Here is a 25,891-nt window from a genome sequence, read left to right on the forward strand (position 1 = left end):
AGGATGGCGCTTTCCTTCGGGGAAGCGTCATCATCCGACCGCGCAGCAGAAACAAAAAACGCAGTTCCGAAAGGAACTGCGTTTTTTTTCATCCCGCTTTTTCAGCCCCTGCCCGAGTGCCCCGCACAGCGGGCAGTCGGAACAGGAAACTTCATTTCAAGCCATTTCCAGCTCAACCCACCCACTTGCGGGCATTGCGGAACATGCGCATCCACGGCGAATCCTCGCCCCACGATTCCGGGTGCCAGGATTGGGTCACGGTACGGAACACGCGTTCGGCGTGCGGCATCAGGACCGTGAAGCGGCCGTCCGGGGTGGTCACCGAGGTGATGCCCTGCGGCGAACCGTTGGGGTTGAACGGATAGGCTTCGGTGGCCGCGCCGCGATGGTCGACGTAGCGCATGGCGATCAGGGCCTTGTCGATGTCACCGGTCTGCGAGAAGTCGGCAAAACCTTCACCGTGGGCAGTGGCGATCGGTGCCTGGGTACCGGCCATGCCCTGCATGAAGATGGACGGCGAATCGGCCACTTCCACCATCACGAAACGCGCCTCGAACTGCTCGGACTTGTTGCGGGTGAACTTGGGCCAGGCTTCGGCGCCCGGGATCATGGACTTCAGGTTGCTCATCATCTGGCAACCGTTGCAGATGCCCAGCGAGAAGGTGTCCTGGCGCTGGAAGAAGCGCGAGAACTGCTCGGCCAGCTGCGCATTGAAGAGAATCGTCTTGGCCCAGCCTTCGCCGGCGCCCAGCACGTCACCGTAGGAGAAGCCGCCGACGGCGATGAAACCCTTGAAGTCATCCAGCTTGGCACGGTTGGCGATCAGGTCGCTCATGTGCACGTCCACGGCGGTGAAGCCGGCCTTGTGCATGGCGTAGGCGGTCTCGATGTGCGAGTTCACGCCCTGCTCGCGCAGGATGGCGACCTTGGGACGCGCCGCTGCGCCCAGAGACAGGTAGGGTGCGGCGATGTCTTCCTGCGGATCGAAGGTGAGCTTGGGCGTCATGCCGGGGTCGGCTGCGTCCAGCAGGCGTTCGTATTCGGCATCGGCGCAGGCCGGGTTGTCGCGCAGGCGGGCGATGCGCCAGCTGGTCTCGCTCCAGACCCGGTGCAGCTCGGCACGCGGCTGGCTGTAGATGTTCTTGGCGTCGCGCATGAATTCGATCACGTCGCGGTCGTTGGGCTTGCCGATGATATGGCTGCACGCGCCCAGGTTGTAGCTGCGCAGCACGTTCATGACGTCCGACTTCTGCTCGGCCGGAACCTGGATGACCGCACCCAGTTCTTCGCTGAACAGTGCGCGCAGGGTCAGTTCATTGCGGCGTTCGGCCACTTGGGTGGTCCAGTTCTTGGAATCGCCCCAGTCAGCGGCATGCTCGGCTTCCATGGTCAGGATGTCGAGGTTGACCGAGATGCCGGTGTGACCTGCAAAGGCCATTTCGGCCAGGGTGGCATACAGGCCGCCATCGGAACGGTCGTGGTAGGCCAGCAGGCGGTCTTCGGTATTGAGTTGCTGAATGGCGTTGAAGAAGGCCTTCAGGTCTTCTGCGCTGTCCACGTCCGGGGTCTGGTTGCCGATCTGCTGCATCACCTGCGTGAGCGCCGAGGCGCCCATGCGGTTCTTGCCACGGCCCAGGTCGATCAGGATCAGGACGCTTTCTCCCTTGTCCTTGCGCAGTTGCGGGGTCAGCACGCGGCGCACGTCGGTCACCGGCGCAAAGCCGGAGACGATCAGCGAGACCGGCGAGGTCACCGACTTGGCGCCCTCTTCATCGCTCCAGGTGCTGCGCATGGACAGCGAATCCTTGCCCACGGGGATCGAAATCCCCAGTGCCGGGCACAGTTCCATGCCCACGGCCTTGACGGTATCGAACAGCGCGGCGTCCTGGCCGGGCTGGCCGCAGGCCGCCATCCAGTTGGCCGACAGCTTGATGTCGCCGATTTCGGCGATGGGCGCGGCAGCGATGTTGGTGATGGCTTCACCGACGGCCATGCGGCCAGAAGCCGGGGCGTCGATCACGGCCAGCGGGGTACGCTCGCCCATGGCCATGGCTTCGCCGAGGTAGCCTTCCAGGCCCATGGCGGTCACGGCCACGTCAGCCACCGGCACCTGCCAGGGACCGACCATCTGGTCGCGCACGGTCATGGCACCGACGCTGCGGTCACCGATGGTGATCAGGAAGGACTTGTCGGCCACGGCCGGCAGGCGCAGCACGCGCTGGGCCACGTCCACCAGCTCCATGCCGGTCAGGTCCACCGGCGGCAATTGCTTCTCGACGTGCTGCACGTCGCGGTGCATCTTGGGCGGCTTGCCCAGCAGCACATCCATGGGCATGTCGACCGGGCTGTTGTTGTGCTCGGGATCGATCACCTTCAGCTGGCGTTCTTCAGTGGCGGTACCGACCACGGCGAAGGGGGCGCGCTCGCGCTCGCACAGGTATTTGAACAGGTCCAGGTGTTCCGGCAGGATGGCCAGCACGTAACGCTCTTGGGATTCGTTGCTCCAGATCTCGCGCGGAGCCAGGCCGCTTTCTTCCAGCGGCACCTTGCGCAGGTCGAAGATGGCACCGCGCTTGGCATCATTGGTGATCTCGGGGAAGGCGTTGGACAGGCCGCCCGCACCCACGTCGTGGATGGACTGGATGGGATTGTCGTCACCCAGCGCCCAGCAGGCATTGATGACTTCCTGGGCACGGCGCTCCATTTCCGGATTGCCGCGCTGGACCGAATCGAAGTCCAGATCGGCAGTATTCACGCCGGTAGCCATCGAGGACGCAGCACCACCGCCCATGCCGATGCGCATGCCGGGGCCGCCCAGCTGGATCAGCAGGCTGCCCACCGGCAGGTCGTTCTTTTTGGTGTGCTTGGCGGAAATGTTGCCCATGCCGCCGGCGATCATGATGGGCTTGTGATAGCCCATGACCTGCCCGCCCACGTTCTGCTCGTAGGTGCGGAAGTAACCGCCCAGGTTGGGACGGCCGAATTCGTTGTTGAAGGCCGCGCCACCGAGCGGGCCGTCGATCATGATCTGCAGGGGCGAAGCGATGCGCTCCGGCTTGCCGTAGATGCCGCCCTGGGCGTGTTCATCGCGCTGGTCCACCGGCTGGGCGACGTCGTGGGCGTTTTCCCACGGCTGCACCGCATGCGTGACCATCAGGTTGGACACGGTAAAGCCGGTCAGACCGGCCTTGGGCTTGGAGCCACGGCCGGTCGCACCTTCGTCGCGGATCTCGCCGCCGGCGCCGGTGGAGGCACCCGGGAACGGGGAGATGGCGGTCGGGTGGTTGTGGGTCTCGACCTTCATCAGGATGTGGGTCAGCTCGTCCGAAGCTTCATACACGTTGCCCTTGGTGGCACCACGCTGGTAGAAGCGCGAAACGGTCGCGCCCTCGATGATGGAGGAGTTGTCCGAATAGGCCACCACGGTGCCCTTGGGCGCCAGTTGATGGGTGTTCTTGATCATGCCGAACAGCGACTTGTCCTGCTTTTCGCCGTCGATGGTCCAGTCGGCATTGAAGATCTTGTGGCGGCAGTGTTCGCTGTTGGCCTGGGCGAACATCATCAGTTCGACATCGGTCGGATTGCGCTGGGCCTTGGTGAAGGCGTCCACCAGGTAATCGATTTCGTCATCCGACAGGGCCAGGCCCAGTTCGGTGTTGGCGCGTTCCAGCGCGGCACGGCCGCCGCCGATCACGTCCACCGATTCCAGCGGCTTGGCCTGCAGTTCCGAGAACAGGCCGGCGGCGTCCTGCGGATCGCGCAGCACGGTTTCGGTCATGCGGTCGTGCAGCAGCGCGGCCACGGCCGGGATGCTGGCTTCATTCAGTTTCTTGGTACCCCCCAGCAGGCCGGTCTTGACCTGCACGCGGAAGATGATGCCGCGCTCGACCCGGTGGATGTGGCCCATGCCGCAGTTGCGCACGATGTCGGTGGCCTTGCTGGCCCACGGCGAGATGGTACCGAAGCGCGGGATCACCACGAAGGCATCGCCCTCGTCGCTGCCATTGAAGGGATCGCCATAGGTCAGCAGGCCGTTGAGGCGTGCCTCGTCCTCCCGCGTCAGGGCCTGGGCCTGGCCGGCGTCGACGAAGTGCAGATAGCGGCCGGATACGCCGGTGATGGCGGCATCCACTGCTTGCAATTGGGTCAGAAGGCGTTGGGTACGGAAAGCGGAAAGGGCATTGGAGCCCGGCAGGATCAGCATGGCGAGGTCGAGGCAGTTAGCTTGAATCGGGAAAACCGTCGCAGCATCGCGGCAGGGACCGGTCCACCGACACCAACCGCCCCGGATGACGCATCGCACAAGGAAAAATCGTGCAGGTCGGGGACTGGCGGAATGATGGATCGTGCGCGCGTTTGCTGGCAGAGCCGGCATTATACAGTGGACACCGCGCCAAGTCCCGCGCAAAGCGAGCGGTGGGGCCGCGCTGCCTCCAAGCGGGCGGCAGCGCGATGCAGCAGACCGCTGTCATCCGCGCCGTGTCGCCAGACGTTGTCATTTGGAGCAGAAAATGTCCCCCCTTTCGGGCAGGACGCACGTAGCCCTGCGGCAATATCCAAACTGCAAGGAAATTTCGCGGTATCATTCGGCCCGCATCGGCGCAGGGCCAGCCCGGCGATCCATGGCCGATGCCCACGACCACAGCGGCCCTGCCGCTTCCAAGACGAACAGAGTGAACAGCACACAACGACAGATCGCCGTCATCGGCGGGGGACTTTCAGGGATTTGCAGCGCCTACTTCCTGGCCGCCAGAGGCTATGAAGTTGCCGTCATCGAGCGCCGTGCGCACGTGGCCGAAGAAGCCACCTTCGGCGATTCAGGACTGTTGGCACCGGGGGCGGCCATGCCGCTGACATTACCGGGTGCCATGGCGACCTTCGCCTGCCGCTTCCAGGACGAGCCGCGGGTCCTGCTGGCCCCCGGGACCGATTTCGGCCGCCGGCGCTGGATGCGCGCCACGCGCCAGGCCCAGCACCACGATTTTGCCGGGAACAAGCTGCGCCTGACGCGCCTGTCGGCCTACGGCCAGAGCCTGACCTTGCAATTGCAGGCCCATCACAACCTGGACCATGAAAATGGCCAGGGCGTGTTCCACCTCTTCCGCCAACCTGCCGAAGCGGCCCGCATGGCGCAGCTGGAGGAAGCCGCCGGCCAATGCGAGTTCAAGCACCAGGCCCTGGACGCGGCCGGCATCCGCACACTGGAACCGGCCTTCTCGTCGGAAGCGAAGCTCTCCGGCGCGCTCTACTACCCGGAAGACATGGCCGGCAACTGCGTGCTGTTTGCCAAGCAGATGCGCAATGCGGCCCAGGAGCTGGGGGTGAGCTTCCATTTCGATTCCACCGTCACCTCGATCAACGCCGAATTCGGCGGCCGCCTGACGCTGCACGTCAGCTCGCCTCATCTGGCCTCGCAAATGCGGGTTGATGCCGTGGTCGTGGCAGCCGGCATGTCCAGCGCCGAACTGCTGCGTCCGCTCGATACCGACCTGCCGCTGCTGGCCCTGCAGAGCTATTCGGCACTGGTACCCGTGAAAAATCCGGATGATGCACCCAGCATGGCCCTGCATGACGACAGCTACAAGGTCAGCATGACGCGCCTGGGCAGCCGCATCCGCATCAGTGGTTTGCTGGGCTTCGTGCCGCAGAGCCAGACCTTGCCGCCCAAGGCACTGCGCAACCTGCTCAAGATTGCCGGCGACTATTACCCCAATGCCGCCAACTACAACCAGGCGCATTTCTGGAGCAATACCATGGCCCTGCTGCCGCACGGCCTGCCTGTGGTGGGACCGACGCGGCAAGGCAACGTCTTCGTCAACGTCGGCCACGGTGCCACCGGCTGGGCCGCCAGCGTCGGTTCGGCGCGCCTGTTGTGCGACATGATCAGCGGCGATGACAGCGAAATCCCGGTCGAAGGCTTGCTGCCGCGTGACGTGCTCGGCTGAGCGAGCAGTTGCCGAACCACGCGGTGCAGGCCGACCGCGTGCATTCTTTTCATCGATGAAAATCGCCGAAGCGCCTGCGCTGGCAGAACAATTCACTTAAAATCAAGCACCCGCGTGACCAGCGCTTGAGCAGGTGAATTTTTCTTCACTTGGCTTCCCAGCGCCGATCTTTCGCGGGTTCCAGCGATCTGCCTGCTGCACTGACGCCCATCCACTCAACGTCCCTGCCACCCCGATCATGAGCGCGCTCCATTCCGTTGCCGAGATCCGCCAGGTTGAACAAGCGGCCCTGTCCGCCCTGCCTCCTTACACCCTCATGCAGCGCGCCGGTGCCGCCATCGCCGAGCAGGCCCAGCAGTTGCTGTGCTCGACCACGGCCTCCTCGCCCTCGGTGCTGGTCCTGGCCGGTCCCGGCAACAATGGCGGTGACGCACTGGAAGCCGCCTGCCTGCTGGAAGAAGCCGGCATCGAAGTGAGCGTGCAACTGCACGCAGATGAAAGCCGCCAGCCTGCCGATGCGCGCCGTGCCCTGGCACGGGCGCGCGAGGCCGAGCTGGAGTTCATTGAAGGAACGGGGGATGTCCCGCTGCGCGCCCGCTCCTGGGCGCTGGTGATCGACGGACTGTTCGGCATCGGCCTGACGCGCCCGCCCGGCCCGGCCCTGCGGCCCATCATCGAGTACATCAACAGCCTGCGCTGCCCGGTGCTGTCCATCGATGTCCCCAGCGGACTGAATGCCGATACCGGCAGCATCGTGGGCGGCCGCGAGGGCGTGGCGGTGCAGGCCACCCATACCCTGAGCTTCATCGGCGACAAGCCCGGACTGCACACCTGTGACGGCAGCGACCACAGCGGCCAGATCGTGGTCGACGCGCTGGAGATCGACACCGCCCTGCTGCCACCGGCGCGTGCCTTCCTGAATGGTCCGCAGAGTTTTGCCACCGCGCTCAAGCCACGTGCCAACAACAGCCACAAGGGCAGCTACGGCGACGTCATCGTGGTGGGCGGTGCGCGCGGCATGGCCGGTGCGCCGGTGCTGGCGGCGCGCACCGCCGCCTTCGGCGGAGCCGGACGGGTCTATGTGGCCTTCGTCGACGATGGCCCGGCCTACGACGACAAGCATCCCGAACTGATGTTCCGCCTGGCCGACCGTGTCGAATTCGGCGCCAGCGCGGCGCTGGTGATCGGCCCCGGCCTGGGTACCTCGCGCCATGCGCATGACATCCTGGCGCGGGCGCTCGACAGCGAAGCCGACATCGTGGTCGATGCCGACGCCCTGAACCTGATCTCGGCCGAACCCACGCTGCAGCACAAGCTGCATCGCCGCAGCCAGCGCAGCAAGGAGGCCTGCAGCATCATCACGCCCCATCCGCTGGAGGCAGCACGCCTGCTCGACAGCACTACCCAGCAAATCCAGCAGGACCGCCCGCAGGCCGCACGCCTGCTGGCACGCCAGTTCAACTCCATCACCGTGCTCAAGGGCGCGGGGACCGTCATTGCCTTCCCCGATGGCGAGATCGCCATCAACCCCAGCGGCAATCCTGCGCTGTCCACGGCCGGCACCGGCGACGTGCTGTCAGGCTTGTGTGGCGCGCTGCTGGCGCAGGGCTGGCCGACCCGGGCAGCGGCACTGGCGGCCACCTGGATCCACGGCGCCGCCGCCGACCAGTTGGTGGCGGCCGGCCAGGGCCCGGTGGGGCTGACCGCCAGCGAATTCATCCCGGCCATCCGTGCCGTGTTCAACCAGATCCTCCGAGACCATGTCCAGCGCCGTCCTGCCTTACATCCGCATCGCCCACAACCATAAGCTGGGCATCATTTTCCTCATCGCGGGCCTGTGGACGCTATCCTTGCTCGATACGGCCGGCAAGCTGCTGGCGCTGGCCGGGTACCACGTGGTGATGATTGCGTGGATGCGCTACACCATCAACCTGTTCTTCATGGCGGCCACGCTGGCACCGCTCTACCGGCGGCGTCACGGGCGCAGCATCCTGAAGTCGAACCGGCTGGGACTGCAGTTGGGGCGCGGCGCACTGCTGCTGGCCTCGACGCTGATTTTCTTCTCGGTGTTGAAGATCGTACCGCTGGCCGAAGGCACGGCCATGAACTTCTGCGCGCCCATGATCGTGCTGGCGATTTCTCCCTGGCTGCTGGGCGAGCGCAGCTATCTGTCACGCTGGATTGCGGTGCTGATCGGTTTTACGGGCATGCTGATCGTGATCCGCCCCAGCGGCGACATCCCGCCGGTGGGCGTGGCGCTGGGCCTGGTCTCGGCCTTCACCCAAGCCTTGCTATCCATCCTCAACCGCAAGGCCAGCCAGGCGGACAATCCGATGGTGACGCTGTTCTATGGCGCGCTGGTGGGCAGCATCGTCTCGACGCTGCTGGTGCCCTTCTTCTGGACCAGCCATACGCCGACGGTGGTGGAACTGGCGATCCTGGTCTCGACCGGCATCACCAGCACCATCGGCCATTTCCTGCAGAACTCGGCCTACCGGCACGCGGAAGCCTCGGTGCTCACGCCCTTCTTCTACGCCCAGATCATCTCGGCCTGCGGCATGGGCTGGCTGGTCTTCGGGCAGTTCCCGGACCAGATCACGGTGCTGGGCATTGCCATCATCTGCGCCAGCGGCATCGGTATTGCCTATATCGAACACAAGCGAGCGCACCCGCTGCCGCCGGCTGATCCGATGGAATCCGTCTGATCGGTCGGATTTACTTCACCAGCCGCCCGGCCGCGATGGTCAGGGTGCGCTCGCAGCGCGCCGCGATGCCGGGGTCATGGGTCACCAGCACCAGGGTGGAGCCGCGCTCGCGGTTCAGTTCGAACATCAGCTGGATGACCGATTCTCCTGTCGCCGCATCGAGGCTGCCAGTCGGTTCATCGGCAAACAGTAACGGCGGTTCGGTCACGAAGGCGCGTGCCAGCGCCACCCGCTGCTGCTCACCGCCGGAGAGGTATTTGGGATAGTGCTTCAGCCGGCTGCCCAGGCCGACCCGGCCCAGCATCTGCTCGGCCTTGGCCCGCGCTTGGCCATCACCGCGCAGTTCCAGCGGCAGCATCACGTTTTCCAAGGCATTGAGGTGCCCGAGCAACTGGAAGGACTGGAACACGAACCCCAGCTTGCGCTTTCTCAGCAGCGCCCGGCCGTCTTCGTCGAGGGCATAGATGTCTTCGCCATCAAGCCGCACGGAACCTTCGCTGGGCGTATCCAGTCCAGCCAACAGGCCCAGCAAGGTGGACTTGCCGGAGCCGGAGGCGCCGACGATGGCCACCGTGGTCCCGGCGGCCACGGTAAAATCGATGTCGCTCAGGATGGTCAGCCGGCCGGCAGGCGCGGAGACATCGGCAACGTGTTTGGATAACTGAAGGACTTCAATGGCGGCAATGACGGCGGAACTGGCAGGAGCGGAAGCAGGCATGCAGGGCAATCGGGCAAGAGGGTCCGGAACAGGGGCGAGGCGCAAGGCGCTGTTGGGCGCGGCAGTGCGGCTGCTGGCGGGCGTCGCGCTGGTGGTTGCGGCGACGAGCGCTTATTCTGCCCCAAAAAACCTGCTCGTGCTCGGCGACAGCCTCTCGGCCGAATACGGGCTGCAGCGCGGCACCGGCTGGACCGGACTGCTGCAGCAGCGGCTGCAACAGAGCAAGGCGGATTACCGGGTGGTCAACGCCAGCATCAGCGGTGACACCACCATCGGTGGGCGCAACCGCCTGCCGGCACTGATGACGCAGCACAAGCCGGAGGTCCTGGTGATTGAACTGGGTGCCAACGATGCCCTGCGCGGCCTGCCGCTGAAGACCAGCCAGGACAACCTGCAGGCCATGATCAACCTGGCGCGCCAGCAGAAGGCCAAGGTGCTGCTGGTGGGCATGCAGATTCCGCCCAATTACGGCCCCGACTACACGCGCCGCTTCGCAGGGATGTTCCAGGAGCTGGCCAAGAGCAACAAGGTGGCACTGGTGCCGTTCTTCTTCGAGGGGATTGCCGCCGATCTTTCACTGTTCCAGGCCGACCGCATCCATCCCAATGAACAGGCCCAGCCCAGGCTGCTGGACAATGTGTGGCCGTATCTGAAGCCGCTGGTCGGGGTGAAGTAAGCCTCCTCAGCGCAGCAACACAAAACAAAGCCCCTGTGCCATCGCTGGTCGCAGGGGCTATTTCATTGAGCGCAGGCGCTTCAATGCCGCGCGTACAACTCCAGGAATCGCCGCAGCAATCCGGTCGATTGCGGCGTGTCACACACCTTCTCGCACAGCGCCTGGGCGTCGATGCCGCAGCCGCGATAGATATCGGTGTAGTAATGCAGGTGCGCCCGCACGAACTCCGGCGAAAACTCGGGGTGGAACTGGGTCGAATAGACGTTGTGCTTGTGCTTGATGACGTGGTGGGGATCCATCGGCGAACGCGCCATGACGATGGCATCCTTGGGCGGACGCAGCACCGACTGCATGTGCAGCATGTGGGCCGGAAACTCCGAAGGCAGCACGCCCAGCAATTCATCCTGGCGGCAGCATTCCAGCGTCTTCACGTGCATGGTGCCGGCCGCGCGGCCGGCCGGGTTGTAGCCGACTTCGCCGCCAAAGGCGTGGGTCAGCAACTGGTGGCCGTAGCAGATGCCAAACATGGGGGTGTCGAGCTCGGCAGCGTCGCGGATCCATTCGGCGGTCCGTTCGCTCCAGTCTTCCTTGTCGGTCACCATGGCCGGTGAGCCGGTGATGAAGACTGCCCGGTAGCTGCGCGGGCAGGACGGGCGCTGGCCTTCATAAACGGTGACGACTTCGATCTCGGTGTGGCACAGGCCGGCAGCGCAGCCTATCTGGTCGGCGTAACCACCGTAGTTGGTCTTGAGGGCGGGATTGGCATCGCCGGTTTGTATGATCAGGACTGGGGCAGGCATAAAAACGTGGTCGTATTCAGGGCAAGACTCGCATCGGACGTACTCCTCGTGGAAATACCCCCTGCGATGCTTTTCGAATGTCGACTGGAGAAAGCGACAACAAGTACGGCAGCCGTTTGTTTCCGAAACGGCGCAACATGACGTGCGGATGACAGGAAATTCATCTCGACAGCACAAAAACTGCCTTTTCCCGCTAGATGGAAAGCTGACGAAACGCCAACGGCGATGGAAGAAATGAAGCGGATTCCCCGGTGCCGGCTCCCTTGTGCATCCCGCCCGAATGCAGCGCCGGTGTCCATGATGAAACAAAAAGGGCCGCTGGAAAAGCGGCCCGTGTAAATTTTTTAGTAAATTGTGGCAGTCATGCCGACAATTCCCCGCCTTGGGGCGGCACTGCGCACCGATTCACGATCCCGGTGCACCCTCTGCACGCATTGCCCCAAAGGCGGGCCATGCCCTTCACCTTACTTGGCGGCGTCATCCGCGCTGACGGCGGCGGCGCCCTTCAATAGCTTGGTCTTGGCCTTCTCGCGCAGATAGTCCAGGTAACCCAGTGCTTCCTGCTGCGACAAGGCGGCGGTGATCTGTTCCTGCTCGGCCTTGCGGCGCGCGGTGTCGACCGTCTTGGGCTGTTCCACCTTGGTGATGCGGTAGATCTGGTAGCCCATGCCCGGGGTCTCGGCGCCGACGTAGGCCGGCAGCTTGGCGGTATCGGCCTTCATGACGGCGTTGAAGGCTTCCTGGGTCCAGCCCTCGGACTTCACGCGCGAGACCACCTTGGCATCGCTGAAACCAGTCGCATCATCCTTGGCTTGCAGCTGCGCCAGGCGTTCCTGGCCGGCCTTGACCGCCAGCGACTGCTCTTCGGCCAACAGAACGGCCTTCTGCACATCGGCCTTGACTTCCTCGAACGGACGCTTGGCCACCGGCTTGTAGCTGGTCATGCGGCCGGCCACCAAGGTGTTGGGGGCGGTCTGCACGGCTTCGGTATTGTGCTTGGCCTTGATCACGTCGTCGGTGAACAGGGCGGCCAGGAACTTGCCATTGTTGTACGGCGCAGCGCCGGCAGCCGGATTCGGATTGCGGGTGACGCCCGAGGCGGTCTGGATCTTCAGCTTGAGCTTGTCGGAGACGGCCTTGAGGCTGTCGCCGTTTTCATAGACCAGGTTGTTGAACTGGTCGGCCATTTCGGAATACTTCTTGGCGGCGATCTGCTTCTTGATCTCGGCTCCGATCTCGGCCTTGACCGACTCCAGCGGCTTGACGGCGGCCGGCTTGATGCCGGTCACTTCGATGACGTGATAACCGAAATCGGATTCGACCGGATCGCTGATCTCACCCTGCTTCAGGCTGAAGGCGGCATCGGCGAAGGGTTTGACCATCGCACCACGGCTGAAGTAACCCAGGTCGCCGCCATTGTCGGCCGAACCCGGATCCTGCGAATTGGCCTTGGCCAGCTTGGCGAAGTCGCCCGGGTTCTTGCGCAGCTGTGCCACCAGGCCTTCGGCCTTGGTCTTGGCGGCAGCCTTGTCGGCGGCAGAGGCATCCTTCTTGACGGTGATCAGGATGTGGCTGGCGCGACGCTGTTCTTCAGTGGCGTACTGCTTCTGGTTCTGCTCGTAGTAGGCCTTGATGTCGTCATCGGTGACGCTGGCCTGGGCGGCCACGGCAGCGGCATCCAGCACCACGTATTCGATGTCGGCCTGTTCCGGAGTCTCGAAACGGGCGCCGTTCTTGTCGTAGTAGGCCTTGAGCATGTCATCGCTCACCTTGACCTGGCCGGCGTAGCTGTCCGGCTTGAAGTTGAGCATCTGGACCGTGCGCTCCTGGTCGTTCAGGCTGGACAGGTTCTCGGCCACGGTCTTGGGGGCGAAGGCGGTAGTCTGGATGGCGGCGTTGAGCTGCTGCAGGGCCATCTCGCGGCGCAGGCCGGCTTCGTAGGATTTCTGGGTCATGCCCTGCGCGGCCAGCAGCACGCGGTACTGCTCGTTGTCAAAGCTGCCGTCCGGCTTGGTCAGGCCGGGGATCTGCAGGATGCTTTGCTGCAGCACCTGGTCCGGCACCACCAGCTTGCTGGCTACCACTTCGGCACCCAGGGCGCGCTGGGCGATCAGGTTGTCGAGGATGGCGCGGCGCGCCTGCGGGCTGTCGAAGATCTTGCTGTCGAACTGATTGCCATACACCTGGCGCATGCGGTCCAGCTGCTGGCGATGCGCGGCGTCCCACTCTTCCTTGGTGATGGTCTGGCCGGCCACCTTGGCCACGCCGTTGTCGTCGGTCAGGCGGCTGTAGCCTTCCAGGCCGAAGAAAGCGAACGACGGGAAGATGAACAGCAGCAGCAGGAACTGCATCAGACGCTGGTGAGTACGAATGAAATCAAACATGTATAGCCAATCAATAAACGATCTGGTCAATGAAGGACAGCGGGGTTCAGCGCAGACGGCCGCTGGTGCGCGCCCATAAGAAAAAAGGCGAACTCGCGTTCGCCCTGATCCGGCGCAGGCCCGTCAGGCCCGGGAGACACAACGCACACCGTCGTGCTCGCGCGACATTATACACATGCCAATGCCGGGCGGCATCTTTGGCAGGGCTGCCGCTAGCGGTCCATCTGGGCCAGGGCCACGCTGCGCAACTGGAAGCGGCCGTCGTTGTTGAACAGCCAGCTTTCCGACAGTTCGATGCGACCCTGCTTGAGCAGCGCCGGCGGCGGCTTGGGGAAGGGCGCGGCCGATTTCAGGCTGCCCAGGGCGCTGGCTTCGGCGTGCTTGTCGCGGTTGCTGCGCAGAATCTCGCTCTTGACCAGATTGCCGTCGCCATCGATCACGTACTTGATGACGATCACCGAGCGCAGCAAGGCCTGCGGGCGTTCCACGTAGACACTGGTGAAGTTGACCTGGGAAATGCGCTTGGCCAGGTCGACCTTGTAGCCATCCACGGACGTCGCTGTGGAGGTGGCGTCCTCGGTGGTCTTCTTCTGCTCGATCAGGGAGCGCGCCAGTGCATCCCGCTCCTGCTGGGTGCTCTCGGGTGCGGAGCAGGCCGCCAGCATGGCAGCAATGCCCACGCCCGACATCGCCAGGCGCACGCCCGGCCGGCGGGCCGGCCTACCGTATTTATTCATTTTCTCCTCCTGATCACTGGCCGATCTTGCTTCACTCGCCGCATGGCGTCAATGAATGATCGGACCGAATTTGGACAGCGTTGCGCCGCCCGGATTCCCTCGCCGCGAGAGCTTCCTAGATGATCCATAGCTTCAATCTATAGCAAGGATTCCGGGCTGCTATCACAGCAGGGGGTGTCATCCAGCAGTCATATTTGGCCCGTACCATCCGCTTGCCTCTGAACGGGCCAGTCCATCCGGCGAAAGTCCGCATGGGGACTGCCTTTGGGCAACATCGCGAACCAGCTGGAAACCCTCCGAAATGATGCAGACACCCTCTTCCGCCGCCGCCCTTGCGATGCCGGTTTGCCCGCCTGATGACACCGACGGCAACGCGCGTTTCCTGTCGGTGCGCGGCATCGACAAGCGTTTCGGCGCCTTCACCGCGCTGGACGGCGTTTCGCTGGAAGTGCGCCAAGGCGAGATGGTCTGCCTTCTGGGTCCGTCGGGCTGCGGCAAGACCACCCTGCTGCGCACCATCGCCGGCCTGGAGCGCCAGGATGCCGGCCAGATCTTCGCCGCTGGCCGCGACATTTCCGATCTGCCGCCGCAATCGCGCGATTACGGCATTTTGTTCCAGTCCTACGCCCTCTTCCCGAATCTGACCGTAGCCGACAACGTCGCCTACGGCCTGCGCAATATGAAGCGCCAGGCACGCCAGGAGCGCGTCACGGAAATGCTCTCCATGGTCGGCCTGGCCGGCAGCCAATCCAAGTATCCCGGCCAGCTTTCAGGCGGCCAGCAGCAACGGGTGGCCCTGGCGCGCGCGCTGGCCCCCTCGCCTTCGCTGCTGTTGCTCGACGAACCGCTCTCGGCCCTGGACGCGCAGGTGCGCGAACACCTGCAACTGGAAATCCGCCGCCTGCAGAAGCAATTCCGCATCACTACCCTGATGGTCACGCACGATCAGGAAGAAGCCATGGTCATGGCCGACCGCATCGCCGTCATGCAGCATGGCCGCATCGAACAGTTCGGCACGCCCGCCGAGATCTACCGTCGCCCGGCCACGCCCTTCGTGGCGGATTTCATCGGCCACGCCAACTGGCTGCCGTTTTCGCGCATCTCGGGTTCGCAGGTCACGGTCGGGGCCTTGCGCTTCGAAGTCCGCCCTGAAGAAGCGGAGCTGCAAACCGGCCGCCTGTTCTGCCGCCCCGAAGCCGTGGAACTGTTTGCTACCGAGTCCTGCGCCAACCGCTTCCAGGCGCGCGTGATCGATCGCATCTATCTCGGCAACCGCTATCGCCTGGCCTTGGCGGCCGATGCCCTGCCGGGCCAGACGCTGCTGGCCGATGTCAGCGGTGAATCGCACGAGCGCCTGGCCGATTTGCCGGCGCACGACGGACTGTGGGTGGCGCTGCCGCGTCAGGCCCTGCAGGTCTTTGCCTGAGCCGGACCGTTCATGACGATGCAATCTTCCTTGCCGCCCACCTCCCCCATGCCTGCCCTGGCGCGCGATCGCACCCAAGCTGGCGCCCCAGCGGCGCGGCGTTCCCCGACCGACCGCAGCCAGCGGCTGCCGGGCGCGATGAAATGGATGCTGCTGGCCCTGCTCCTGCTGGGTCTGGGCGGACCGCTGCTGTTCATCCTGGCGCAAGCCGTGCTGACGCCCGAGGGCAACTGGGCGGGCAGCCAGCCCTTCGTGACCCTGTTCTCCAACATCAATTTCCTGCCCATGCTGGGGCGCAGCCTGTGGGTCTCTACAGTGACCGCCGTGGTGACGGTACCGCTGGCCTATGTGTTCGCCTACGCCCTGCAGCGCACCTGCATTCCCTTCAAAGGCCTGTGGCGTGGCATCGGCCTGCTGCCGCTGCTGGCACCGTCGTTGTTGCCCGGTATCGCGCTGATCTACCTGTTCGGCAACCAGGGGCTGTTCAAGGAGTGGATGGATGGCAGCATCTACGGCTTCTGGGGCATCCTGCTGGGTGAAGTGTTCTACACCTTCCCGCATGCCATGATGATCCTGCTGTCGGCGCTGTCGCAGGCCGATGGCCGGCTGTACGACGCGGCGCACGCCATGGGCGCCTCGCGCTGGCGCATCTTCACTACCGTCACCCTGCCGGCCACGCGTTACGGTATCTTCGGTGCGCTGTGCCTGGTGTTCACGCTCACCATCACCGACTTCGGCGTACCCAAGATCACCGGCGGCGCCTACAGCGTGCTGGCCGTGGAAGCCTACAAGGCGGTGGTCGGCCAGCAGCAGTTCGGACGCGGTGCCCTGATCGGCTTGCTGCTGCTGGTGCCGGCCCTGCTGACCTTTGCGCTGGACGCCTGGCTGCAGCGGCGCCAGCGCGCCACCATGAGCAGCCGCTCCGAAGCTTACGTTCCCCGCCCCGACTGGCGCCGTGATGGCATCAACCTGGTGGCGGTGGCCCTGATTGCGGCGGCCATCCTGATGATGATCGTGGTGGCCATGGGGGCATCCCTGGTCAAGCTGTGGCCCTACAACCTGCAACTGACGCTGCAGCACTACGACTTCGACAACATGGATGGCGGCGGCTGGCTGGCCTACTGGAACAGCCTGAAACTGGCCTGCGGCACCAGCGTGGCCGGGACCCTGGTCATCTTCACCGGTGCCTGGCTGATGGAAAAGACGCGTGGCCAGGCCTGGCTCGCACCCCTGCTGCGCATGCTGAGTTTCCTGCCGATGGCCGTGCCCGGGCTGGTGCTCGGCCTGGGCAGCCTGCTGTTCTTCAACCATCCGTCCAACCCGTTCAATTTCCTCTACGGGACCATGACGCTGCTGGTGCTCTGCTCCATCGTGCACTTCTACACCACGGCCCATCTCACCGCCGTCACCGCGCTCAAACAGCTCGATCCTGAATTCGAAGCGGCCTCGCTGTCGCTGAAGGTGCCTCTGCTGCAGACCTTCCTGCGCGTGACGGTGCCGCTGTGCCTGCCGCAGATGCTGGAGATCTTCCGCTACCTGTTCGTCTCCTCGATGACCACGGTGTCGGCGGTGATCTTCCTGTATCGCCCGGATACGGTACTGGCCTCGGTGGCGGTGTTGAACATGGACGACGCCGGCGATGTCGGCCCGGCGGCCGCCATGTCCACGCTGATCCTGCTGACCTCGGCTGCGGCCTCGCTCTTCATGCACCTGGCCGGCAGCCGCTGGCTGGCGCGGGCCCAGGCCTGGCGCCGTGGACGCGCGCATTGAGCCGGACCGGCAGCCCTACGATTTCTCCACCTTGCGTCCCCGACGCGTTTTCAACCCAGCCATTCACTGACGAAGGCCATCATGAAAAAAACCAAGCTGTTTTCCCTGTTCGCATCGGTGATCGGTGCCGGCCTGCTGTTCTCGGCCCAGGCCCACGCCGCTACCACGCTGACCGTCTACACCGCCCTCGAAGCCGACCAGATCAAGGCTTACCAGGCCGCGTTCCAGAAGGCCAACCCGGACATCGAGATCAAGTGGGTGCGCGACTCCACCGGCATCGTCACCGCCAAGCTGCTGGCCGAAAAAGCCAACCCGCAGGCTGACGTGATCTGGGGCCTGGCTGCCACCAGCCTGGCCCTGCTGGACAAGGAAGGCATGCTGACCCCGTACGCCCCGCAAGGCTTGTCAGCGATCGACGCCAAGTACCGCAGCGCCGCCAATCCGCCGGCCTGGGTCGGCATGGACGTGTGGGCCTCGGCCATCTGCTTCAACACCGTGGAAGCGCAAAAGCAGGGCCTGCCCAAGCCGACCTCCTGGGCGGACCTGATCAAGCCGGTCTATGCCGGCAAGATCGTCATGCCCAATCCGGCCTCGTCCGGCACCGGCTACCTGGATGTCTCGGCCTGGCTGCAGATGATGGGTGAAGAAAAAGGCTGGGCCTACATGGACGCCCTGCACAAGAACATCGGCCAGTACACCCACTCCGGCTCCAAGCCCTGCAAGCAGGCGGCCACCGGTGAATTCCCGATCGGCATCGCCTTCGAGTACCGTGCCGTGAAGACCAAGAAGGAAGGCGCACCGATCGACGTGATCCTGCCGTCCGAAGGCCTGGGCTGGGATATCGAAGCCACCGCCATCGTCAAGGGCACCAAGAACCTGGACGCCGCCAAGAAGCTGGCCGATTTCTCCGCCAGCAAGGAAGCCATGGCCCTGTATGAAAAGAACTTCGCCGTGGTCGCCATTCCTGGCGTGGCCAAGCCGGACGAGCTGCTGCCGGCCGACTATGAAAAGCGCCTGATCAAGAACGACTTCACCTGGGCCAGCACCAGCCGTGACCGCATCCTGACCGAGTGGAGCAAGCGTTACGAAAGCAAGTCGGAGAAGAAGCAGTAATTCCAGGACTTGCCCGCAATACCGCGCCGTCACGGGCCCGATGCTTTCGGGAAGCACCGTGACGGCGCACGGAGAGGACCGCAGGACGCCGCCAGAGCGTCCCCGCACAAGACGCCACACGACATCTCGCAACTGACTCCGATGGAGCACTTCCCATGAACAATTCCCTCTCAGAACACGATCCGCAGCACTTCGACCTGGCCGTGGTCGGCTCCGGCATCCTTGGCCTCGCCCACGCCTATGCCGCCGTCAAGCGCGGCCTCAAGGTGGCCGTCTTCGAACGTACCGGCACGCCGCTGGGCGCGTCCGTACGCAACTTCGGCATGGGCCTGGTGACCGGCCAGCCGCCCGGCATCATGCTGGACCTGGCCCGCGAAAGCCGCGCCCTCTGGCTGCACCTGGCCGCGCGCGCGCATTTCAGTGCCCGTGAAGCTGGCACCCTGCTGTTTGCCCGCAGCGAGGCCGAGCACGACGTGCTGCTGGAATTCATGACCGTGCGTGCACGCCAGTACGACTACCGCGCCTCCCTGCTCGAAGGCGACAAGCTGGACGCGCTCTACAACGGCCGTTTCAGCCATCACCGCTCGGCCCTGCACGGCACCGAAGACCTGCAGCTGTATTCGCGCGAAGCCATGCCGGCCCTCGTAGCCTACCTGCATTCGCAGGGCGTGCATTTCCGTTTCAACACGCTGGTGCATGGCACCGCCGACGGCCGCCTCTCGACCACCGCCGGCGAATTCCGCGCCGAGCGCGTGGTGGTGTGCTCGGGCCACGATTACCTGACGCTCTTCGCCGATCGCCTGCAGCCGATGAACCTGAAGCAGTGCCGCCTGCAGATGCTGCGCCTGAAGACCGAGGAAGCCGTCCCGCTGACCCATGCCGTACTGACCGGCCTGTCCTGCACCCACTACGGCGCTTTCTCGGACCTGCCGACCGCCCGCGCGGTGCACGCGGAGATCGAGGCGAACGCCCCGCTGCTGAACAAGCACGGCATCCACCTGCTGGTCAGCCCGACCCCGTATAAGGAGCTCATCGTCGGCGATTCGCACCATTACGGTACCGATTCGCCCCCGTTCAACAGTGAGGAAATCGATGAACTGCTGATCGGCCTGGCCGAACATACCCTGGCTTCGCGCGTGCAGGTGATCGAGCGCTGGCAAGGCGTCTACGGCAGCAAGGGCCCGGGCCCGTTCTCGGCCCTGGCCATCGACGACCACACCTCGGTGGTACTGATGCATACCGGCATCGGCATGAGCGTTGGCCTGGGCCTGGGCGAACGCGTGGTCAAGGCGCTGCTGGAGGGCGACAGCCTGCCCACACCGACAGCGCAAGCAACCCCGGCCACTGCGCTGGCCTGATCCCCGCACCTGAGCGGTGACAGGGCGGTGATGCCGTCCTGTCACCGCCGTCCCGTCTGCCGTCCCGACGGGGAGCACCTGCCGCTGATCCGCATGCTTGGCACGATGCTTCATTTGCCCGCGCTGATTCCTGACAGAAAAATCTTTTTGACCGCATTCCCAAAAAGGCGAGCCGCGCGCTGCGGTCGCTGCGCCGCAATATCTGTTACCACCCCGCAAGGCCTTGGCTGACGCGCTTTTTGCTGCTGCGTCGCAACCAGAAATCGACTTGCTGCGCTGTAAGCTTGTGTAAGTTTGGAGCAAGTCCTGCGTAAGTTTGGCGTCGCACACTCGCCGCATGGACAAGTGGGTCCTTACGCAAGCAATGCGAAGCCAATATCGCGGTTTGTGTCAGACGGGGAAGCGAGGGGTGTCGATGTTTCATGCTTTGCATGCTCTTCATGCTTTGTTCTCCGGTGCGTTCTTGCATAACGCCCCATTCGGCCATCTGTTGCATTGTTGCCCTGTTGCCCCGAGTACCTGGTTGCATTCCATGCAGTAGCACACTCATTAAAACCAAGGAGACAGACATGACCACAGCATCAGTCAATACGACTGCGCGCGGCATCACCCCGGAGGAGAAGAAAGTCATCTTCGCCTCTTCGCTAGGCACCGTTTTCGAATGGTATGACTTCTACCTGTACGGTTCGCTGGCGGCCATCATCGCCAAGCAGTTCTTTGCCGGCACCGACCCCAATACCGCGTTCATTTTCGCCCTGCTGGCCTTTGCTGCCGGTTTCATCGTGCGTCCCTTCGGCGCGCTGGTGTTCGGCCGCCTGGGCGACCTGGTCGGCCGCAAGTACACCTTCCTGGTGACCATCCTGATCATGGGGGCCTCGACCTTCATCGTCGGCGTGCTGCCCAACTACAACTCGATCGGCATCACAGCCCCGATCATCCTGATCATCCTGCGCATCCTGCAGGGTCTGGCGCTGGGCGGTGAATACGGCGGTGCCGCCACCTACGTGGCCGAGCACGCGCCGGAAGGCCGCCGCGGTGCCTTCACCGCGTGGATCCAGACCACGGCCACGATGGGCCTGTTCCTGTCGCTGCTGGTGATCCTGGGTGTGCGTACGGCGGTGGGTGAAGCCGCCTTCGCCGACTGGGGCTGGCGCATTCCCTTCCTGGTCTCCATCTTGCTGCTGGCCATCTCGGTGTGGATCCGCATGTCCATGAACGAGTCACCGGCTTTCCTGAAGATGAAGGCTGAAGGCAAGACCTCCAAGGCCCCGCTGACCGAAGCCTTCGGCCAATGGAAGAACCTGAAGCTGGTGATCCTGGCGCTGGTCGGCCTGACCGCCGGTCAAGCCGTGGTGTGGTACACCGGCCAGTTCTATGCCCTGTTCTTCCTGACCCAGACCCTGAAGGTGGATGGCCCGACCGCTAACATCCTGATCGCCGCCGCGCTGCTGCTGGCGACGCCTTTCTTCCTGTTCTTCGGTTCGCTGTCGGACAAGATCGGCCGCAAGCCCATCATCCTGGGTGGCTGCCTGATTGCCGCCGTCACCTACTTCCCGATCTTCAACGGCCTGACCCACTTCGCCAACCCGGCGCTGGAAGCCGCACTGCAAAAGTCCCCGGTGATCGTCACCGCCGACCCGGCCAGCTGCCAGTTCCAGTTCAACCCGACCGGCACCAAGAAGTTCACCTCGTCCTGCGACATCGTCAAGGCCAAGCTGTCGGCCGCTTCGGTGAACTACCAGAACGTGGCCGGCGCCCCGGGTTCGGTGGCCACCGTCAAGATCGGCGACCGCGTCATCACCTCGTATGATGCCGCCGGCCTGTCCAAGGAAGACGCCGCCGCCAAGGACAAGGAACTGTCCAAGGCCCTGGCTGACGACATCAAGGCCGCCGGTTACCCGAGCAAGGCCGATCCGGAGCAGATCAACAAGCCCATGGTCCTGCTGCTGCTGTTCATCCTGGTGATCTACGTGACCATGGTCTACGGCCCGATCGCCGCCTGCCTGGTCGAAATGTTCCCGACCCGCATCCGCTACACCTCCATGTCCATGCCTTACCACATCGGCAACGGCTGGTTCGGCGGCCTGCTGCCCACCACCTCCTTCGCACTGGTGGCCTTCAAGGGCGACATCTACTACGGCCTGTGGTATCCGATCGTGATCTCGCTGATCACCGTGGTGATCGGTCTGCTGTTCGTGAAGGAAACCGTGCGCAACAACATCCACGAGTAACACTCGCAATGACGTGCTCGCCGCCCGGCCCCCAAGGCAGGACGGCGCAGCGCGAAGCACTCCCGGACCGGGCGCAATCATGATTGCGCCCGGTTTTTCGTTTGCGGGAACGAGAGGCAAGCTATCTCCATGCAGCCCGCGTCGCGCGCACTGCAGGGGCCCGAGCTCGCGCCTCTAGGAACGCTGCGGTGGGCGATTGCGCCGCGCGGGAGCACCGGCTTCAGCGCGCGCCTTGGCCTGGACCAGTTCCAGAAGGCCTTGCGCGGCGATGGACAGGCTGCGCTCCTTGGGCGTGACGATCAGCAGCGGCCGCACCAGCTCCGGCGCGTCCATCGGGATGGCCACCAGATTGGGCAGGCGGAACTGAAACAGCGTCAGCTCCGGGACTACGCTCACGCCCAGGCCGCTTTCGATCAGGGCCGCCAAGGTCGCCAGGTGTTCGACCTCCAGCCCGGTGTGGATCACCGCGCCCGGCCGCAGCACGGCATCCAGATGCTGGCGCACGCTGGTGGAGCGCGCCAGGTGGATCATTTCGCACCCGGCCAGTTGGGCCACCTTGATGCGGCGCTTGCCGGCCAGCGCATGGTCCTTGCGGCAGACCAGGTAGAACGGGTCGGCGCACAGGGGCTGCGTGGTGAACTCCAGCAGATTGGGGCCCGGCGCAGTGAGGGCGATATCGGCCTTGCCCTGGCGCAGAAGGTCCAGGCATTGATCCGATATGGCATCGAACAGCTCCACCGCCACGCCCGGATGACGTTGCCGGTAAGCCGCCAGCACCGGCGGCAGCCACCCCGCCGCCAGCGATGGCAAGGCCGCGATGGCCACCCTGCCCTTGCGCCGTGCGACGTAATCGTTCATGTCCGCCAGCGCTGCCTCCATGTCCGCGACCAGCTGGCGTGCCACCTCGACAAAGACTTCACCTTCCGGGGTCAGGCTCACGTTGCGGGTATCGCGTTCGAACAGGCGCGCACCTGTTGCCGTTTCCAGCTTCTGGATCATGGCGCTGAACGCTGACTGCGACACATGGCAGCGCTCGGCCGCGTGGCCGAAATGGCGACAGTCGGCCAGTGCGAGGAATGCGTGCAGCAGGCGCGTGGACAGGTTGGCGTGCATGGTGGAAGACGGGAGCGGATTATGCCGAAAAGCAGGTCAATCAATCGAAAAAAGCGACTTTACAACAAAATCAGCCGCCACCTACACTCGCCCTGCTCACATCCGCGCACCCTGTACGGAATCATGTACAGAAGCTGAAGCAGAAAAAAGAACGAACCGGTACCGGATGTGCTGACACGACAAGAACATCACATCAAAAAAACCGGAGACACGCATGTTGGCCCTGCTCGGCTTTGTCACGATCGTATCCTTGTTCACGGCCATCCTCACCAAGAGGATGTCGCCCCTGGTGGCGCTGATCGCCATTCCCATCATTGCCGCGCTGGTCGGTGGCTTCGGCTTGCAGACCTCCAAGTTCATCGTCCAGGGCGTAACCGCCATTGCGCCGGTGGCCGGCATGTTCGTCTTTGCGATCCTGTTCTTCGGCATCGTCACCGATGCCGGCATGCTGGACCCGATCATCAGCCGCATCCTCAAGACCGTGGGCAGCCGCCCTACCCGCATCGTGCCGGGCACGGCGCTGCTGGCGCTGCTGATCCACCTGGATGGCTCGGGTGCGGTGACTTTCCTCATCACCATCCCCGCCATGCTGCCGCTGTACACGCGGCTGGGCATCGACAAGCGCATCCTGGCCTGCGTGGCCTCGATGGCGGCAGGCGTGAATTTCCTGCCGTGGACCGGGCCCATGATCCGCGCCTCGGCGGCGCTGCACATCCCGGTCTCGGACATCTTCACGCCGCTGGTGCCGGTGCAACTGGTGGGGCTGGCGTTCGTGTTCATCGCCTCGTATCTGCTGGGCCTGAAGGAAGAGCGCCGGCTCGGGCTGGGCAAGGGATCGACGGTCGATTTCGTGCAGCAGCATGAGCTGAGCGAAGCACAACTGAAGATCCGTCGCCCGCAGAATTTCTGGGCCAACATCGTGCTGACGGTCTTCGTGCTGGGCGTGATGATCAGCGGCAAGGTCGATCCGGTGGTGATGTTCATGATCGGCGTGGTGCTGGCGCTGATGATCAACTACCGTGACGTGGCCATGCAGCGCGAGCGCATCGACGCCCACGCCAAGGCGGCCCTGCTGATGGCCAGCATCCTGTTTGCGGCGGGCGTGTTCACCGGCATCATGACCAAGTCGGGCATGCTCTCGGCCATGGCCAAGACCGCGGTCGGCTTCGTGCCGCCCGAGATGGCCGGGCATATCCCGGTGGTGCTGGGCGTGCTGTCGATGCCGCTGTCGCTGCTGTTCGATCCGGATTCCTTCTACTTCGGCGTGCTGCCGGTGATCGCCGAGGTCAGCCACATGCTGGGCGTACCGACCATCCAGGTGGCCCAGGCAGCGCTGTTGGGCCAGATGACGACCGGTTTCCCGGTCAGCCCGCTCACGCCCGCGACCTTCCTGGTGTGCGGCCTGGCCGGGATCGAACTGGCGGACCACCAGAAATACACCATTCCCTTCCTCTTCGGTGCCTCCGTGGTGATGACCATCGCCTGCGTGGTACTGGGGCTGTTCCCGCTGTTCTGAGCGCGGGCCACCGGAAGTGCAACACCCTGTTTTGGAGAATCGCATGACCCAAGATCCACAGCGCACCGTGCGCATCGGCGCCGGTGCCGGCTATTCAGGCGACCGCATCGAGCCGGCCGCCGAACTGGCCGAACACGGCCAGCTGGATTACCTGATCTTCGAATGCCTGGCCGAGCGCACCATCGCCATCGGCCAGCAAGCCCGGCTGGCGGACCCGGGCAAGGGTTACGACCCGCTGCTGGCCGAACGCATGTACGCGGTGCTCAAGACCTGTGCCACCCAGGGCATCCGCATCATCACCAATATGGGCGCGGCCAACCCGCTGGCGGCGGCGCAACGCGTGCGCGAGATCGCGCGTGAACTGGGACTGAGCGGACTGAAGGTAGCAGCCGTGGCAGGAGACGACGTGCTGGAGGCCGTGCAGCAGGACGCATGGCGCATCGAGGACAATGGCCAGCCGGTCGCTTCCCTCGGTAGCCGCCTCATCTCGGCCAATGCCTATCTGGGCATCGCCCCCATCGTCGAAGCCCTGCAGGCCGGGGCCCAGGTCATCATCACCGGCCGCGTGGCCGACCCTGCGCTGGTGCTGGCGCCTCTGGTACACGAATTCGGCTGGGCCGCCGATGACTGGGACAAGCTCGGCCAGGGCACCCTCATCGGCCACCTGCTGGAGTGCGCAGGACAGATTACCGGTGGCTATTTTGCCGACCCCGGCAAGAAGGACGTAGCCGGACTGGCGCGGCTGGGGTTTCCCATTGGTGAAGTGAAAGCCGATGGCAGTGCAGTCATTACAAAAGTGGCCGGCTCCGGAGGACAAGTCACGGCGCGTACCTGCAAGGAGCAATTGCTCTATGAAATCCATGATCCGAGCGCCTACTTCACGCCGGATGTGATTGCCGATTTCTCGCAAGTCCGCATCGAAGAAGTCGGGCCGGACCGCGTCGCCGTCACCGGCGGCCGTGGCCGTGCGCGACCGCAGACGCTCAAGACCACGCTGGGCTACCGCGACAGTTTCATTGGCGAAGGCCAGATCTCGTATGCCGGGCCGGGCGCGCAAGCGCGTGCGCAACTGGCCGGCGAGATCGTGCGCGAGCGGCTGGCGCTTACCGGCGTGCAGACTGAAGAACTGCGCGTGGACCTGATCGGCATCAATGCCATTGCCGGTGATCAAATGTCGGCGCATGCGCCCGAGCCGCGCGAAGTCCGCCTGCGTGTGACCGGCCGCACGGCCAGCATGAAAGAGGCGGTCCGCATCGGCAATGAAGTCGAGACGCTTTATACCAACGGCCCGGCCGGTGGCGGTGGTGCCACCAAGTCGGCCCGCGAAGTCATCGCCGTGCTGTCGCTGCTGCTGCCGCGCACGCTGGTGCATCCATCCGTTTTCATCGAGGAGGCCTGA

General features: G+C 64.4%; 17 protein-coding genes. 11 read left to right on the forward strand and 6 right to left on the reverse strand.

What is annotated here, in order from left to right; all coding sequences use genetic code 11:
- Nucleotides 1-172: 172 nt before the first annotated feature.
- Entirely contained in the window at nucleotides 173-4,204 is a 4,032-nt protein-coding gene (gene purL / locus MKD49_RS08980; protein ID WP_252696122.1) for a phosphoribosylformylglycinamidine synthase, read from the reverse strand.
- A gap of 469 nt (nucleotides 4,205-4,673) precedes the next feature.
- Between purL and MKD49_RS08985 the strand changes: the two genes are divergently transcribed.
- From MKD49_RS08985 to MKD49_RS08995, 3 genes are all read left to right on the forward strand, one after another.
- Nucleotides 4,674-5,945 (forward strand): FAD-dependent oxidoreductase, encoded by a 1,272-nt coding sequence (locus tag MKD49_RS08985; protein WP_204725453.1) that lies wholly within the window; start codon nucleotides 4,674-4,676, stop codon nucleotides 5,943-5,945.
- A gap of 238 nt (nucleotides 5,946-6,183) precedes the next feature.
- The gene (locus MKD49_RS08990) at nucleotides 6,184-7,752 is read left to right on the forward strand and encodes an NAD(P)H-hydrate dehydratase (RefSeq protein WP_252696123.1); all 1,569 of its coding nucleotides are present in this window, start codon (nucleotides 6,184-6,186) and stop codon (nucleotides 7,750-7,752) included.
- Nucleotides 7,706-8,650: a DMT family transporter gene (locus MKD49_RS08995; protein WP_121040085.1), complete on the forward strand. Its 945-nt coding sequence runs from the start codon at nucleotides 7,706-7,708 to the stop codon at nucleotides 8,648-8,650. Before MKD49_RS08990 ends, MKD49_RS08995 begins: the two co-directional genes overlap by 47 nt.
- Nucleotides 8,651-8,660: 10 nt before the next feature.
- Here the strand turns inward: MKD49_RS08995 and MKD49_RS09000 are convergent, their stop codons facing one another.
- The gene (locus tag MKD49_RS09000; RefSeq protein WP_134136242.1) at nucleotides 8,661-9,368 is read right to left on the reverse strand and encodes an ABC transporter ATP-binding protein; all 708 of its coding nucleotides are present in this window, start codon (nucleotides 9,366-9,368) and stop codon (nucleotides 8,661-8,663) included.
- On the opposite strand from MKD49_RS09000, the gene MKD49_RS09005 reads away from it, so the two are divergent.
- Nucleotides 9,367-10,044 carry an arylesterase gene (locus tag MKD49_RS09005; protein WP_199725024.1) on the forward strand — a complete coding sequence of 226 codons (678 nt, stop codon included), beginning with the start codon at nucleotides 9,367-9,369 and terminating at the stop codon, nucleotides 10,042-10,044. The genes MKD49_RS09000 and MKD49_RS09005 overlap by 2 nt on opposite strands.
- 80 nt (nucleotides 10,045-10,124) lie before the next feature.
- Here the strand turns inward: MKD49_RS09005 and MKD49_RS09010 are convergent, their stop codons facing one another.
- The 3 genes from MKD49_RS09010 to MKD49_RS09020 form a co-directional block, all read right to left on the reverse strand.
- Nucleotides 10,125-10,844: a glutamine amidotransferase gene (locus tag MKD49_RS09010; protein ID WP_039788210.1), complete on the reverse strand. Its 720-nt coding sequence runs from the start codon at nucleotides 10,842-10,844 to the stop codon at nucleotides 10,125-10,127.
- Between the two features lie 464 nt (nucleotides 10,845-11,308).
- Nucleotides 11,309-13,228, reverse strand: a complete 1,920-nt coding sequence (locus MKD49_RS09015; RefSeq protein ID WP_252696124.1) for a SurA N-terminal domain-containing protein — start codon at nucleotides 13,226-13,228, stop codon at nucleotides 11,309-11,311.
- Between the two features lie 212 nt (nucleotides 13,229-13,440).
- Nucleotides 13,441-13,965 carry a TonB C-terminal domain-containing protein gene (locus tag MKD49_RS09020; protein WP_252696125.1) on the reverse strand — a complete coding sequence of 175 codons (525 nt, stop codon included), beginning with the start codon at nucleotides 13,963-13,965 and terminating at the stop codon, nucleotides 13,441-13,443.
- 337 nt (nucleotides 13,966-14,302) lie between these two features.
- Here MKD49_RS09020 and MKD49_RS09025 point away from each other — a divergent pair, with 337 nt between their 5' ends.
- From MKD49_RS09025 to MKD49_RS09045, 5 genes are all read left to right on the forward strand, one after another.
- Nucleotides 14,303-15,391: a putative 2-aminoethylphosphonate ABC transporter ATP-binding protein gene (locus tag MKD49_RS09025; protein ID WP_121040370.1), complete on the forward strand. Its 1,089-nt coding sequence runs from the start codon at nucleotides 14,303-14,305 to the stop codon at nucleotides 15,389-15,391.
- A 12-nt stretch (nucleotides 15,392-15,403) separates the two neighbouring features.
- Entirely contained in the window at nucleotides 15,404-17,161 is a 1,758-nt protein-coding gene (locus MKD49_RS09030; protein ID WP_252696126.1) for a putative 2-aminoethylphosphonate ABC transporter permease subunit, read from the forward strand.
- A gap of 81 nt (nucleotides 17,162-17,242) precedes the next feature.
- A complete protein-coding gene (locus MKD49_RS09035) occupies nucleotides 17,243-18,274 on the forward strand; it encodes a putative 2-aminoethylphosphonate ABC transporter substrate-binding protein (protein WP_252696127.1) in 1,032 nt (343 codons plus the stop codon).
- A 155-nt stretch (nucleotides 18,275-18,429) separates the two neighbouring features.
- Nucleotides 18,430-19,632, forward strand: a complete 1,203-nt coding sequence (locus MKD49_RS09040; RefSeq protein ID WP_252696128.1) for a TIGR03364 family FAD-dependent oxidoreductase — start codon at nucleotides 18,430-18,432, stop codon at nucleotides 19,630-19,632.
- A 569-nt stretch (nucleotides 19,633-20,201) separates the two neighbouring features.
- A complete protein-coding gene (locus tag MKD49_RS09045; RefSeq protein ID WP_134222306.1) occupies nucleotides 20,202-21,863 on the forward strand; it encodes an MFS transporter in 1,662 nt (553 codons plus the stop codon).
- A gap of 174 nt (nucleotides 21,864-22,037) precedes the next feature.
- Here MKD49_RS09045 and MKD49_RS09050 read toward each other — a convergent pair whose 3' ends face one another.
- Nucleotides 22,038-22,976 (reverse strand): LysR family transcriptional regulator, encoded by a 939-nt coding sequence (locus tag MKD49_RS09050; protein ID WP_252696129.1) that lies wholly within the window; start codon nucleotides 22,974-22,976, stop codon nucleotides 22,038-22,040.
- A 214-nt stretch (nucleotides 22,977-23,190) separates the two neighbouring features.
- Here MKD49_RS09050 and MKD49_RS09055 point away from each other — a divergent pair, with 214 nt between their 5' ends.
- Entirely contained in the window at nucleotides 23,191-24,492 is a 1,302-nt protein-coding gene (locus MKD49_RS09055; protein WP_039788220.1) for a CitMHS family transporter, read from the forward strand.
- A 43-nt stretch (nucleotides 24,493-24,535) separates the two neighbouring features.
- Complete coding sequence (locus tag MKD49_RS09060; RefSeq protein WP_252696130.1) at nucleotides 24,536-25,891, forward strand: acyclic terpene utilization AtuA family protein; 1,356 nt, start codon at nucleotides 24,536-24,538, stop codon at nucleotides 25,889-25,891.

Origin of the sequence: Herbaspirillum sp. WGmk3, assembly GCF_023952535.1 — a bacterium.
Classification (GTDB): Bacteria; Pseudomonadota; Gammaproteobacteria; order Burkholderiales; family Burkholderiaceae_D; genus Herbaspirillum; species Herbaspirillum huttiense.

Bases quoted from the DNA above. Each gene is read 5' to 3' on its own strand.
- MKD49_RS09055 (WP_039788220.1), top strand. From the start codon at position 23,191: ATGTTGGCCCTGCTCGGCTTTGTCACGATCGTATCCTTGTTCACGGCC.
- MKD49_RS09035 (WP_252696127.1), top strand. From the start codon at position 17,243: ATGAAAAAAACCAAGCTGTTTTCCCTGTTCGCATCGGTGATCGGTGCC.
- purL (WP_252696122.1), bottom strand. From the start codon at position 4,204: ATGCTGATCCTGCCGGGCTCCAATGCCCTTTCCGCTTTCCGTACCCAA.
- MKD49_RS09040 (WP_252696128.1), top strand. From the start codon at position 18,430: ATGAACAATTCCCTCTCAGAACACGATCCGCAGCACTTCGACCTGGCC.
- MKD49_RS09005 (WP_199725024.1), top strand. From the start codon at position 9,367: ATGCAGGGCAATCGGGCAAGAGGGTCCGGAACAGGGGCGAGGCGCAAG.
- MKD49_RS09025 (WP_121040370.1), top strand. From the start codon at position 14,303: ATGCCGGTTTGCCCGCCTGATGACACCGACGGCAACGCGCGTTTCCTG.
- MKD49_RS09060 (WP_252696130.1), top strand. From the start codon at position 24,536: ATGACCCAAGATCCACAGCGCACCGTGCGCATCGGCGCCGGTGCCGGC.
- MKD49_RS09030 (WP_252696126.1), top strand. From the start codon at position 15,404: ATGACGATGCAATCTTCCTTGCCGCCCACCTCCCCCATGCCTGCCCTG.
- MKD49_RS08995 (WP_121040085.1), top strand. From the start codon at position 7,706: ATGTCCAGCGCCGTCCTGCCTTACATCCGCATCGCCCACAACCATAAG.
- MKD49_RS09000 (WP_134136242.1), bottom strand. From the start codon at position 9,368: ATGCCTGCTTCCGCTCCTGCCAGTTCCGCCGTCATTGCCGCCATTGAA.
- MKD49_RS09045 (WP_134222306.1), top strand. From the start codon at position 20,202: ATGACCACAGCATCAGTCAATACGACTGCGCGCGGCATCACCCCGGAG.
- MKD49_RS09010 (WP_039788210.1), bottom strand. From the start codon at position 10,844: ATGCCTGCCCCAGTCCTGATCATACAAACCGGCGATGCCAATCCCGCC.
- MKD49_RS09015 (WP_252696124.1), bottom strand. From the start codon at position 13,228: ATGTTTGATTTCATTCGTACTCACCAGCGTCTGATGCAGTTCCTGCTG.
- MKD49_RS08990 (WP_252696123.1), top strand. From the start codon at position 6,184: ATGAGCGCGCTCCATTCCGTTGCCGAGATCCGCCAGGTTGAACAAGCG.
- MKD49_RS09050 (WP_252696129.1), bottom strand. From the start codon at position 22,976: ATGCACGCCAACCTGTCCACGCGCCTGCTGCACGCATTCCTCGCACTG.
- MKD49_RS09020 (WP_252696125.1), bottom strand. From the start codon at position 13,965: ATGAATAAATACGGTAGGCCGGCCCGCCGGCCGGGCGTGCGCCTGGCG.